General features: G+C 56.1%; 16 protein-coding genes. 14 read left to right on the forward strand and 2 right to left on the reverse strand.

Annotated elements, in window-relative coordinates; translation table 11 throughout:
- Positions 1-40 precede the first annotated feature (40 nt).
- The 9 genes from lipB (at position 41) to SPV1_RS06895 (ending at position 6,154) form a co-directional block, all read left to right on the forward strand.
- On the forward strand, positions 41-676 hold the full coding sequence (lipB, locus tag SPV1_RS06855) for a lipoyl(octanoyl) transferase LipB (protein WP_009850413.1): 636 nt from the start codon (positions 41-43) through the stop codon (positions 674-676).
- Between the two features lie 151 nt (positions 677-827).
- Positions 828-1,199 carry an RNA polymerase-binding protein DksA gene (dksA, locus tag SPV1_RS06860; RefSeq protein WP_009850414.1) on the forward strand — a complete coding sequence of 124 codons (372 nt, stop codon included), beginning with the start codon at positions 828-830 and terminating at the stop codon, positions 1,197-1,199.
- A gap of 170 nt (positions 1,200-1,369) precedes the next feature.
- A complete protein-coding gene (gene dnaX / locus SPV1_RS06865) occupies positions 1,370-3,055 on the forward strand; it encodes a DNA polymerase III subunit gamma/tau (protein WP_009850416.1) in 1,686 nt (561 codons plus the stop codon).
- An 82-nt stretch (positions 3,056-3,137) separates the two neighbouring features.
- On the forward strand, positions 3,138-3,452 hold the full coding sequence (locus SPV1_RS06870) for a YbaB/EbfC family nucleoid-associated protein (protein WP_040881726.1): 315 nt from the start codon (positions 3,138-3,140) through the stop codon (positions 3,450-3,452).
- On the forward strand, positions 3,452-4,066 hold the full coding sequence (gene recR / locus SPV1_RS06875) for a recombination mediator RecR (RefSeq protein WP_009850418.1): 615 nt from the start codon (positions 3,452-3,454) through the stop codon (positions 4,064-4,066). The genes SPV1_RS06870 and recR overlap by 1 nt, the downstream gene beginning before the upstream one ends.
- The gene (locus SPV1_RS06880) at positions 4,059-4,742 is read left to right on the forward strand and encodes a YggS family pyridoxal phosphate-dependent enzyme (RefSeq protein ID WP_009850419.1); all 684 of its coding nucleotides are present in this window, start codon (positions 4,059-4,061) and stop codon (positions 4,740-4,742) included. Before recR ends, SPV1_RS06880 begins: the two co-directional genes overlap by 8 nt.
- A complete protein-coding gene (proC, locus tag SPV1_RS06885; RefSeq protein WP_009850420.1) occupies positions 4,742-5,548 on the forward strand; it encodes a pyrroline-5-carboxylate reductase in 807 nt (268 codons plus the stop codon). Before SPV1_RS06880 ends, proC begins: the two co-directional genes overlap by 1 nt.
- Before the next feature lies 1 nt (position 5,549).
- Complete coding sequence (locus SPV1_RS06890; RefSeq protein ID WP_009850421.1) at positions 5,550-5,852, forward strand: YggT family protein; 303 nt, start codon at positions 5,550-5,552, stop codon at positions 5,850-5,852.
- Positions 5,849-6,154 (forward strand): DUF167 domain-containing protein, encoded by a 306-nt coding sequence (locus SPV1_RS06895; protein ID WP_009850422.1) that lies wholly within the window; start codon positions 5,849-5,851, stop codon positions 6,152-6,154. The genes SPV1_RS06890 and SPV1_RS06895 overlap by 4 nt, the downstream gene beginning before the upstream one ends.
- Before the next feature lie 38 nt (positions 6,155-6,192).
- On the opposite strand, the gene SPV1_RS06900 is transcribed toward SPV1_RS06895, so the two are convergent.
- A complete protein-coding gene (locus tag SPV1_RS06900; RefSeq protein WP_009850423.1) occupies positions 6,193-6,849 on the reverse strand; it encodes a site-2 protease family protein in 657 nt (218 codons plus the stop codon).
- 113 nt (positions 6,850-6,962) lie between these two features.
- On the opposite strand from SPV1_RS06900, the gene SPV1_RS06905 reads away from it, so the two are divergent.
- Positions 6,963-7,652: a hypothetical protein gene (locus SPV1_RS06905; RefSeq protein WP_231288329.1), complete on the forward strand. Its 690-nt coding sequence runs from the start codon at positions 6,963-6,965 to the stop codon at positions 7,650-7,652.
- Between the two features lie 134 nt (positions 7,653-7,786).
- Positions 7,787-8,446, forward strand: a complete 660-nt coding sequence (locus SPV1_RS06910) for a lysophospholipid acyltransferase family protein (RefSeq protein ID WP_009850425.1) — start codon at positions 7,787-7,789, stop codon at positions 8,444-8,446.
- Positions 8,447-8,505: 59 nt separating this feature from the next.
- On the opposite strand, the gene SPV1_RS06915 is transcribed toward SPV1_RS06910, so the two are convergent.
- Positions 8,506-8,859 carry a hypothetical protein gene (locus SPV1_RS06915; RefSeq protein WP_009850426.1) on the reverse strand — a complete coding sequence of 118 codons (354 nt, stop codon included), beginning with the start codon at positions 8,857-8,859 and terminating at the stop codon, positions 8,506-8,508.
- A 177-nt stretch (positions 8,860-9,036) separates the two neighbouring features.
- Between SPV1_RS06915 and SPV1_RS06920 the strand changes: the two genes are divergently transcribed.
- The 3 genes from SPV1_RS06920 (at position 9,037) to SPV1_RS06930 (ending at position 12,186) form a co-directional block, all read left to right on the forward strand.
- Positions 9,037-10,188 (forward strand): carbohydrate porin, encoded by a 1,152-nt coding sequence (locus tag SPV1_RS06920; protein WP_231288330.1) that lies wholly within the window; start codon positions 9,037-9,039, stop codon positions 10,186-10,188.
- A gap of 32 nt (positions 10,189-10,220) precedes the next feature.
- Positions 10,221-10,604 carry a hypothetical protein gene (locus SPV1_RS06925; protein ID WP_231288331.1) on the forward strand — a complete coding sequence of 128 codons (384 nt, stop codon included), beginning with the start codon at positions 10,221-10,223 and terminating at the stop codon, positions 10,602-10,604.
- Positions 10,605-10,830: 226 nt separating this feature from the next.
- Positions 10,831-12,186 carry a hypothetical protein gene (locus SPV1_RS06930; protein ID WP_009850429.1) on the forward strand — a complete coding sequence of 452 codons (1,356 nt, stop codon included), beginning with the start codon at positions 10,831-10,833 and terminating at the stop codon, positions 12,184-12,186.
- Positions 12,187-12,193 lie beyond the last annotated feature (7 nt).

Genomic DNA, 12,193 nt, shown 5'->3' on the forward strand with positions numbered 1-12,193 from the left:
GCTGCTTGCCTGATGTGGCTGCCTTTAGCATCTTGTGCCGATGCGTGACACAGAAGATCTGCTACCCACACCACCCACCTGCCACTGGCTGGGGCGCCAGCCCTATCTGCCGATATGGCAGCAGATGCAGCAGCGGGCAGCGGGCGTGGCTGCAGGCCGGGATGCCGAAGTGATCTGGAGCTGCGAGCATGATCCGGTCTATACCACCGGCCGCCGCGGCATTGATAATCGCGTGACGAGTGGATTACCGGCACCGCTGGTCGGCATTGATCGCGGTGGTGAAACCACCTTTCACGGGCCGGGGCAACTGCTGCTTTATCCTGTCATACATCTGCGCAGGCGTCACACCGGGGTGCGCGACTATGTTCATATGCTGGAGAAATCCTGTATTGATCTGCTGGCAGAACTCGATATTGATGCCACTCGCCGCTGTGGATTTCCCGGCGTCTGGATCGGTGAGGGCAAGGTCGCAGCGCTCGGTATACGGGTGTCCAATGGTGTGGCTTATCATGGTATGGCGCTGAATCTGGATGTTGATCCGCACTGGTTTGCTGCAATAAAACCGTGCGGACTGACGCTGTCGGCTGTGAATGTGAATGCGTATGCCACGCCGCCGCCGATGGCCGTGATGGCGAAAAAATGGTGCCGGGGTTTTGCTGCATTGTTAGCCGATTAGGCAGTGTTGATTTTTGGCTGTATTTTATATGCATACGTCGTATAATGAGTGCTGCAGCGGTCTTATTTACAGCATAGGCAAGAGTCGCTAAGGTTCGCGCCCTTTTTGGGTTATTCTACTATCCGGATAAGTGTATGCTGGAGGAGATATCATGGCACTGACCAAGAAACAACTGGCTGATTTTGAGAAACAACTGATGGACTGGAAAGCGGAACTGGAAATCGGCCAGAGCGAAAATGTGCAGGCCATGACCGAGCAGGAACAGACCTCGTTCCCCGACCCTACCGATCAGGCAAGCATGGAAATTGATCGTAATTTCGACCTGAAAATCAAGGATCGCGAGCGCCGGCTGATCAAGAAAATCGATCAGGCTATTGAGCGTATTCAGAATGGCGAGTTCGGTGAATGCGATGCATGCGGCGGGCCAATCAGTGTCAAACGACTGGAAGCACGTCCGGTAACCACACTCTGTATTGAGTGCAAGACGGCTCAGGAGCAGGAAGAGCGTACCCGCCTCGACTAAGGGTTGTGCATCATCCCGCAAAGCTTTTTTTGCGAAACAGAGATTATCCGATATTTCAAGGCCCGTGCGATGCGCGGGCCTTTTTTTGTGGTCGGCGCGGCCGGGATGCCGATTTGTCCGCCTGCGATGGAGGCCATTGCAGCGGCAGGCGCAAACCGTAGAGTGCCTGCATGTCTTATTTGGTATTGGCCAGACGCTGGCGTCCGCAACAATTCTCCGATCTGGTCGGCCAGGATGTGGTTGTACGCACGCTGAAAAATGCACTTGCCAGCGGTAATCTGGCACATGCCTATCTGCTATGCGGTATCCGCGGCGTAGGCAAAACCACGATCGCCCGCCTGATGGCCATGGCGGCCAATTGCGAGCAGCCCGAAGATGGCGAGCCTTGCGGCCGCTGCAAAGCCTGCCGCGGTATTGCCGATGGCTCCAATCTCGATGTACAGGAGATGGATGCGGCCAGCCATACCGGTGTGGATGATGTGCGGGAAATTCTCGATGGCGTGCGTTATCCGCCGTCCAGCCTGAAAACACGCGTCTATATTATCGATGAAGCGCATATGCTCTCCAAGAGTGCGTTTAATGCACTGCTCAAGACACTGGAAGAGCCGCCTGCACATGTACTGTTTATTCTGGCGACGACAGAGTCGGAAAAGCTGCCGGTCACAGTACGCTCCCGTTGCCAGCGTTTTGATCTACGCAGGCTGGGTTTAAGCGAAATTGCCGCCTATCTGACGCATGTGTTTGAGCAGGAGTCGATCAGTGCGGATAGCGATGCCGCTGCTGCCATTGCCCGCGCGGCCGATGGCAGTGTGCGTGATGCGCTCTCGCTCAGTGAACGGGTGCTGGCCTACAGCGGTAAGAAGCTCGCTCTGGCGGATGTTGATGCAGCCCTCGGTCAGATCGGTGTGGCGCGGATCAGATCCCTGTCGCATGCGATCTTTGCCGGTGATGCGCTGGCGGTAGTGGAGCAGATGAGAGCGGCTGCCGGTACAGGTCACGGCGCACGTACGCTGTTGCAGGAGCTTGCCCGCTTATGGCACCAGCTCTCCTGTTTGCTGGTGGATGAATCGTTGCTGGGTGAAGAGGTGGATCTCGAACAGCGGCAGTGGCTGGAGCAGTATCGGGATAAGTTAAGCGGCCCGGCGCTGGATCTGAGGTATCAGGTATTGATTTCCGGCATGCGCGATTTGTCACTGGTTGATGAGCGCATGGGCGCTGAGATGATTCTGATGCGTTTGTGCGGCTTGAATGCCATTTCTGCCGTGGGTGCGTTGCCGGCCGGGAATGCGCCGCTTCCGGCCGCCGCATCGGCAACCGGTAACGAAACGATTGCAGCGAAAGCCGCTGTGTCGGATAGCGGGCAGGCCGAAGCTTCAGCTCCTGCACCTTCTGCAGAAGCTGACCTGCCGCTGAAGGATGCAGCCGGGGCCAACTCCGCAGCGGAGATGAGTAACCAGCCGGCAGGCCAACGCTGTAAGGACTGGCCGCAGGTGGTGGCCGTGCTACATGAGTTTAAACCCGGTTTGGCTGCGATGTTGGAGCATGTTCAGTGTCTGGAATTTTCCGCCAAGGTTCGACTGGCTCTGGACAAACATCAGCAAGCCATGATCAACGCATCGGACAGGCGTGCCTTTGCCGAATGGCTGGGGCGCGAAGTGTTCTGGGAGTCCCGACAGGCGGGGGAAGGTGAATCGATTTCGCAGGAGCGTGAACGTCTGGCGCGGGCTGAAAAGGCGCGCATGCGTCAGCACGCAGAGGCCGATCCGCATCTGCAGGCGCTGATGCAGGAGATGGATGCCCAGCTGGTGAATGTGTTGCCGGCAGGTGTTGCGGATGAATCTGCTGAACAGGGCTGATGAACAGCAAAGGTTATTACCGGTAGCGACCGGCGTAAGATTCTTACAATAGTGTGATATATCAAATGAACAGGGGCAGATGATGAATATCGGCAAGATGATGCAGCAGGCGAAGAAAATGCAGGAGAATATGAAGCTCATGCAGGCAGAGCTTGCTGCCATGGAGGTCAGCGGTGAAGCCGGCGGCGGTATGGTGCAGGTGCTGATGGGCGGTGACAAAATCGTACGTAAGGTGGAGATCGATCCGTCGTTGTGGGCTGAGCAGGATAAGGCCCTGATCGAAGATCTGGTTGCCGCGGCATTTAACCATGCATCGCAGAAAGCGGAAGAGCTTGCCAAGGAGAAGCAGCAGGGGTTGATGGCCGGTATGCCGCTACCGCCGGGTTTTTCCCTTTGATGCATTTTCCCGGTATGCCCGCGCCGTTGGCACGGGTGGTGGAGATGCTCTCCTCACTGCCGGGTGTAGGGCCAAAAACCGCGATGCGCATGGGTTTGAATCTGTTGACCCGGCCGGCGGGAGACGCAGCAGCGCTGGCTCAGGCATTAGAGTGCCTGCATGAACAGGTGGGCTTTTGCCCTGTTTGTGGCTGTTTTTCCGAGCAGGGGCATTGTCACTTCTGTGACGATCCGTCCCGGGATGCAGCGACCCTGTGCGTGGTGGAGCAGCCGGTAGATGTGCTGATGATGGAGCGGGGACATGGTTACCGGGGCAGCTACCATGTGTTGCTTGGTCGTCTGAGTCCGGTCGATGGTGTGGGCCCCGAGCAGTTGCGTCTGGCATCGCTGGATCAGCGTATGAAACAGGGGATCAATGAAATCATTCTGGCCACCAGCGCCACGGTGGATGGTGAGGCGACCGCCCATTATCTGGCTAACCGTTACCAGCATGCCGGAGTGAGTGTATCGCGGATTTCACGCGGTGTGCCCGAGGGCGGCGAACTGGAATATCTGGATGAGCATACGTTGAGCCGGGCACTGGATCAGCGTGTTTCCTGGCAACATCATGCGTGATACGGCGGCAGCAGAGCAGATAGCACTGCAACAGCTCTGCCGGCGCTGGCAGCAGTTGCATGATGAGCTTGATGCCGATGGCGTGAGCATGCTGGCAATCAGTAAATATGCGCCGGATAGTGCGGTGCAGGCGCTGATAGATCAGGGGCAGCGCTGTTTCGGTGAATCGCGGCCGCAGGCTTTGCGCGATCGGGCTCTGCGCTGGCCTGACTGCCAGTGGCATATGATCGGACCGCTGCAGAAGAACAAGGCCAAATATGTTGCCCGTCATGCCGCGATGTGGCACAGCTGTGAAGATATCGATACGGCTGCCGCGGTAGCCCGGCATCTGGACGGACGCAGGTTGCCGGTATTGATTCAGGTGAATATTGCAGCCAATCCCGCTCAGCATGGCGTGAATCCCGCTGCTCTGCAGACCTTTGCTGCTGAACTAAACGCTATCGATGGACTGGAGCTGCGCGGGCTGATGGCGATGGCGCCTCTGGATGGCGATGTCGGCGAGGCATTTACGGCGATGCGCGACTTGCGGGACGAATTGTTCGGTGGGAGTGTTGGCTTGCTGAGTATGGGTATGAGTCATGATTACCGTGCGGCCGTGGCCGCGGGTGCAAATATGGTAAGGCTGGGCTCAACACTGTTCGGCGATCTGGATATTCGTAACAACAGGGACGACTGATGCAGCAACTGACTATTTCTTTTATCGGCGGCGGTAATATGGCCGAAGCGCTGATCGCAGGCCTGCGGCGGGCCGGGCATGCGGCAGAGCTGATCTGTGTGGCCGAACCGACAGAGGCTCGGCGTCAGCAATTAAGCAGCATATACGGCGTGCGTACGACAGCCGATAATGTCGAGGCTGTCAGCTGTGCCGATATGCTGGTGCTGGCGGTCAAGCCCCAGCAGATGAAAAACGCACTGTCGGGTATGGGCGAACATCTGAAGACGGATGCCACTATCGTCAGTATTGCTGCCGGCGTGAGTATTTCGTCGCTGGCAGAGTGGCTGTCTGGAAAATCGGCGAATCTGGTGCGGGTGATGCCTAATACACCGGCGCTGGTTGGTGAGGGGATGTCGGTCCTCTACAGTGATGCAGGCGATGAACACCACAACAGGGCTACCTACCTGATGCAAGCCTGCGGCGCGGTGGAGTGGGTGGATAGCGAGCAGCAGATGCATGCGGTGACCGCGGTTTCCGGTAGCGGGCCGGCTTATTTTTTCCTGCTGGCTGAAGTGATGCGGGCATCGGGCGTGGCTTTGGGTCTGAGCGAGGAGCTGGCCGGCAAACTGGCGGCACAAACCGCGCTGGGTGCTGGCCGGATGCTGGCAGAGAGCGGCCGTACGCCCGAAATACTGCGGCAGCAGGTGACCAGCCCCGGTGGTACCACTCAGGCGGCGCTGGATGTGATGTTCGAAGAAGGGCTGCCTGCAACGGTGCGTAAGGCTCTGGCGGCAGCCAGCAAGAGATCGAAAGAGCTGGCGGGCTGATATGTATATACTCGGATATTTTCTGCAGGCTCTGGCCGGTGTTATTCATATGGTACTGATGGCTGCCATGATTGTTGTCATAGCCCGGGCGGTACTCTCCTGGGTCTCTCCCGATCCCTATAATCCGGTGGTACGTATCATCAACCAGCTCTCTGAGCCGTTGTTGTTTCCGATCCGGCGGCGTGTGCCCTATATCGGCGGCATCGATTTTTCACCGATGATTGTGCTGCTGATACTGATGTTTATTGATAATTTTCTGGTGCCAACTCTGGCGCGGGTTGCAGCTAGCCTGATTCAGGGGTGAGTATCGATGATGCCCTGATTGAGGGCAAAGATGGTCTGTATGTCAATATTCATGCGCAGCCGGGAGCGAGAAAGCCGGCTCTGCGCGGTATGCATGGTGATGCGCTAAAAATCGCCGTGGCTGAAGCGGCTCAGGACGGCAAGGCGAATGAAGCCATTGTCCGTTTTATTGCCGATGCACTGAATCTCTCCCGCGCGGATGTGGATGTCGCCTCCGGTCATACATCGCGCCGCAAGCGCCTGTTTCTGCATGGAGACGGTAGCGAGTTGCGGGCTCGACTGCTCCTGTGGATGGACGGCTGAGAGCAGCTCTTTCAGATGAAAAACTCCGGGTTATCCGCTTATGTCAGGGCCAGCTGAATCAGGAATTCGGCGCTACCCAGTACCAGAGGGCCGATAATCGTTTGCAATACACCGGTTGCCAGCAATGCGACGATGATAATGAAGCCATAAGGCTCCAGTCTGGACAGGCTGTATGATGCCGCTCCCGGGAGCAGACCGACAGCAACGCGTCCGCCATCAAGCGGCGGCAGCGGCAGCAGATTGAAAATACATAATACCATGTTGATGATAATCGAAGCCTGGCACATCAGGGAGAGCGGTTGAGCCACCCAGTGCGCTGCAGCGGGCAGGTGTACGGCTACAATCAACAGTACGGTGGAGAGCAGGGCGAGCAGCAGATTGGTGGCCGGCCCGGCAAGCGCAACCAGTACCATATCCTGTTTGGGGCGCCTGAGATTTCTGAAGTTGACCGGTACCGGTTTGGCATAGCCGAAGAGAAAAGGAGAGCCGATAACGATCAGGGCGATCGGAATCAGAATGGTGCCGATCGGATCGATATGTTTGAGCGGGTTGAGGGTCAAACGCCCCATCCAGCGGGCGGTATTATCGCCCAGTCGCTCGGCCACCCAGCCATGCGCTACCTCGTGCAGAATGATGGCCAGCAGAACGGGCAGAGCCCAAATACTTATTTTTTCCATAATCATGGCGAAATCCATCTGGTATCTCCTTGTCCTGTCAATGCTGCCGCCGGATGGCTGTCAGGGGAACAGGCGATATGGTATGCTTTACTAGTAGTGCCGACATGTTCAGCTTTTCGCCGGCAAACGCCATGATAAAACGACTTCCGACTATATTGATACTGTGCCTGTTGGCAGTACTGGCCTGGTTCCTCTGGCAAAAGCCGGCTGCGGCGCCGGATCAACAGGCTGTTCGCACAGCTATGCCGGAAATGCCGAAGCAGGCAAAAGCAGGGGATGAGCAGCACTTACAGCTATGGCGCGTAGTGACGCGCAGACTGGTTTCCCGCGCATCGGTCAATACGCTGGATGCCCGCCTGCATCAGATGGGACTGACTCCGATTGAATTGAGCATGGAGGAAGAGGTTACGGTGCATGCTTTTGACGATGCTACCCTGTATAAAACCCGGGAAGAGGCGTCTGTAGCTGCGCAGTTATGGAAGGAAAAGGGGTTTGATGTAAACCTTATCAAGGTTGATGATACCACCTATATGCTGGGACTCGGGCGCTTGTATCAGGAAAAACATGCCCTGCTGTTGCAGCAGAAACTGAAACAAACGGGCATGGCGTATCGTTATCAGCGGCGTGCGGTTCCCGTGACCACCTGGCGATTCACCTTTGCCGCCAGCGACCGGGCCGACGCGCAACAGCTGTGGCAGCAACTGGAGAATAGTGGTGTGCTGATGCCTGTATTGATGACCGAAGTGCAATTTCAACAGCTCTATGGAGCACTGGTGCTCAAGCCGCATCCGGCAACCGGGGGCGGCACAACCATCCGCTAAAGCCGGCTTCGGCCATCTATGTTTTCAGTTCACGCGACAGCATTGATGCAGAGCAGACGTGGCTGCTGCTGACGATTTTATGGCAATTGTGATCTGCTGTTGAAAAGAGCGTAAAGCGTGCGATCATACAAAGCATGAATTCCTCGACAGATCCGTGTGGTGCGGGCGTATTGCTGCGCGCTATGAATCTCTTTTTCTGCCGCAACTGGCACAGGCTGATTGTAAGCGGTGAGTCTTTGCCGGACGGGCCTGTGATTCTGGTCAGCAATCATCTGTGCGGGCTCGATCCGTTGCTGATTCAGGCATCGGTCAATCGACCTCTCCGTTTTCTGATGGCGCGCGAGTATTATATGAAAATGTGGTATGTGCGCAGAGGACTGGATCTGGTGGGAGCCATCCCTGTTACGCCGGGCGGAGCCAACCGACATGCGGTGCGTAAGGCCATTGAAGTGGTGCGAGCGGGGAACGCCCTGTGTCTGTTTCCCGAAGGTGCGGCAAACCCGCCGATTCCCATGCATCGCATTTTACCAGGTGCAGCCCTGATCGCGCGGGAGAGCGGGGCGCCTATCATACCGCTCAGGATATCGGGCGTGTTGCCATTTGATCATGTGCACCTGTGGCGATCGTTTTACCGCCGTTCAAGAGCGCAGGTTGTGATTGGTAAACCGATAACGCTGCCCGAGGTATCTGAAGGGAGGGCTGGTTTGCATGAAGATACCGCCCTGATCCGCCATGCTATATGCGAGCTGGCGAGTTTTGACAGGGCCCCGGATCACGACGCGTCGCCTGGCTGATATGGCCGCGTATGCCGATGTTGCGCAGGATTGTTATGCGAAAATCTGATCCGGCCGGATCAGAGCTCTTCCTGAAGGTATGAGGTGATGGTATTGAGCAGGGCAAGCAGCCCGCCGGGTACCTTATTGCGGCACAACAGTGCCGTGTAAATTACATTCTCGCCAATGGCTGTTTCATGGGTGATCAGAATGCGTCCTTCGTGCAGAATCACACCGTTACAGATCGGTTCACCAAAGCCGCCGCATTGAGCCATACGGCGCGTTGTTTCCATAACCATCGGCGAATACAGTGCGAACTCATCGCCTTCCGGTGCATTACCCACCTGACAAATCAGCATGCCTTCACCATTGATAATGATAATGCATTCCATGCCATGCTGCTGCCTCAGACGTTCGAGTTTATCCTTTAACATAGCATCATCCTCCAGCCCCGCAGTTCGAATTGCGACTCTCGCAGCAGGTAACAAATAATTCAAGATATCTGCGCTATGATGGCTGAGTTTTGCGAAGGAGGCGCTCTGATAAACCGTATATACATTGCTTCAGGTGGCGGAAAGCAGCAACATCCGGAAAGCAAACGGGGAGAAAGAATGCGATCAATTGCGATGATCCTGCTGCTATATATGACTCTGCTGCCTGTGGCCGGTTACGCAGGTAGTGATGATCACTGGCTGAAACGGGACTCTGTGACGGGTTCATGGGGCGGGCTGCGCGATGCGCTGAAAGATCAGGGTGTCGATATTGAACTGATGTATACAGGTGAAATGGTGCGTAATTTCTCGGGCGGCGTATTCAATCGTCCCGGCTCCCTTTACCATGATAATCTGGATCTGAAGCTGACGGCGGAGAGTGACAAGCTGGGTCTTTGGCACGGGGGGCGATGGTTGGTTTATGGCTTGCGCAATCATGGTTCTCAGCCGAGTGTTTCTCTGATCGGTGATTTGCATACGGTCAGTAATATTGAGGCCCCTGACCAGTTTATCGTCTATGAAGCATGGTATGAGCAGCAGTGGCTGGATGGTCGTCTCTCTCTGCTTGCAGGTTTACATGATTTGAACTCAGAGTTTTATATCACAGAATACGGCAGTCTGTTCCTCAACTCATCGTTCGGTATCGGACCGGATATCTCGGGCAATGTAACGGCCTCGATATTTCCCCGACCCGGACTGGGGCTGCGCCTGCGCGCGCGACCATCAGAGCAGGTTTACATACAGGGGGCCGTCTACGATGGTGACCCTGCAACACGCGCGATCAGACGTATGGAAGGACGGATGATGATTGCCGAAGCGGGCTATGTGATAACTGGCGGCGCGGGTTATAAACTCGGTTGCTGGCGACATACCGCCGATCGAATTTATGCCGGGCGCAGTTTTTCAGGCGATTACGGCCTCTATGCCACGGTCGATCAGCCGCTGTTCGAGTTTGACGGTGGCGGTAAAGCGGGTCTGTTTCTCCAGTATGGTTGGGTGCCTGCCGATCGAAACAGGAATATTCGTTATATCGGCGGCGGGGTGCACCTGCAGGGGCTGATTCGCGGCCGCAGTCAGGATGAGGCGGGCGTGGCGATTGCACGTGCGGATACGCATCTGGATGCCGAAACGACGCTGGAGTTGACCTACCGTCTGGTGCTTTACCCGTGGCTTGCCATTCAGCCATCATTTCAGTGGATTGATAATCCGGGTGGTGATGCGAAGGTGCATGCAGCCAAAGTCGGCCTGCTCAGGTTTTCAATCGCGCTTTAGATGCCGTCAAAAAGCAATCAGCGTTTTGCAAAATGCAACCCGGTCGTAGCCTTATGTGTAAGCAGGTGGTGGCTTCCGGGCTTGCAATTGAGCGCTCTGACACGATGATACGCCGCATGTACGGCTTGAAGATAGCTGCAATGCAGCGCCTGCGCTTTATCATGGCCATCCTGGCCGTGGCGGGCAGCATGTGGGCGGTTGTTGATCTGCACCAGCATCAGGATGGCCTGCATAAAACCGGTACATGTAATATTTGTTCACTGGAACATGCGGTCAGTCACGGCTCTCTGACAGCCATGATGCAATCGCTCGCTTCACCTGCCATTGTGTCCGAACGTCAGTTGAAACCGACGCAACGTGCAAGCTCATCGGCAACCTATCTGGTTGCACTGATTCGCGCCCCTCCTTTCGCCTGAATTTCCCAATATTTGTATAACTAATACCTGTTACTGGCGGGGCATCTGTCGTATGCCGGCAGCCGGGTTTATGCGGAGAAGCCAGATAGTCTGAGCTGACGATGTCTGTTGCATCGCACATGTCAGTGATCCGGCCTCTTTGCTGAATCCACGGCTGTATGTTTGAACCGGCATCCATCCGATTTGATCGCTCCCGCTACCCTGACAGCAATATACTGGAGATTTTATGCGAAATACCGCTGTGGCGTGGCTGTTGCCATGCCTGATGCTTGCAGTGCCGATGGCGCAAGCAGAACCAATTGATGAATTGAAACAACTGAAAATGCAGTTGCAGCTGATGCAACAGAAAATAGAAAAGCTGGAGGCGGCTCAGGCAAAGGCTGCGGCCGAACGAGCCAGTGAGCAGGCAGCGGCAGCCACGCAAGCCGCAGCCACGCAAGCCGCAGCTCAAGCGCTTCCTCAAATGCCAGAGCCTGTCAGTAACAGCCGCTCCGATGCCAACGCATTTAACCCGCAAGTCAGTTTTGTGTTGAACGGCGGCTACAATGCCTCCAGTCGTAATCCGGCCCTGTTCTCAGTGCCGGGTTTTGCACTCGGGGACAGCGCTGCGCTGGCAGATCGCGGTCTGACATTGAATGAATCGGAGTTGAATCTGGCCGCCAATGTCGATAACAGCTTTTATGCCAGTTCGACGCTCTCCTTGCCTGCAGGTGGCGGAATTAATGTTGAGGAAGCCTATGTTCAGACGCTGGGCCTGCCCGCCGGACTGACCGTCAAGGGCGGTCGCTTTTTCTCGGACATTGGTTATATCAACCACTTTCATCCGCATCATGACGATTTTATCGATCGCTCATTGGCCAACCGGGTGTTTCTGAATTCAATCTTCGCCGGAGACGGTCTGCAAGCGCGCTGGCTGGCACCGACGGACACGTTTCTGGAGCTGGGCGGCGAATTGTTGCGCGGCGACCGTTTTCCGGGCGGCGGTGCTGCCCGCCGCGGCACGGGCTCCTGGGATCTGTTTGTTCATGCCGGCGGTGATGTCGGCTTCAGCAACAGCTGGCTGGCGGGCTTCTCCTGGCTGAATACAACCTCGCTGGGTCGTAGCAGCTTTGATAATACAGGAGCGGTGACCGGCACATTCGATGGCAACAGCACGCTTGCTATCGCCAACCTGGTGTGGAAATGGGCGCCCAACGGCAACCCGGTAGACCGGAATTTTAAATTCCAGATGGAGCTGTTTGGTCAGCGGCAGGGCGGGGCATTTAATACCTTGTCTTATCAATCACGCCAGTGGGGCGGTTATGTGGAAGCTGTATATCAGCCTGTGCATGGCTGGGATATCGGACTGCGTCACTCGCTGGTTTTTGCCGCTAACAGAGGCGGGGCGGTATTGCCGGGCGGCTTGTTTGACAGTGCCGGACATCGACCGAACCGGACCAGTCTGGTGCTGGGTTATGCGAATAGTGAATTCAGCCACTTCCGCATGCAGTTCAGTCTCGACAAGAGTCAGCCCCTGACGGATTACCAGCTGGGTCTGCAATATATTATGATCATCGGCGCCCACGGCGCGCATCAGTATTAGGAGGAAG

Source organism: Mariprofundus ferrooxydans PV-1, assembly GCF_000153765.1.
GTDB lineage: Bacteria > Pseudomonadota > Zetaproteobacteria > Mariprofundales > Mariprofundaceae > Mariprofundus > Mariprofundus ferrooxydans.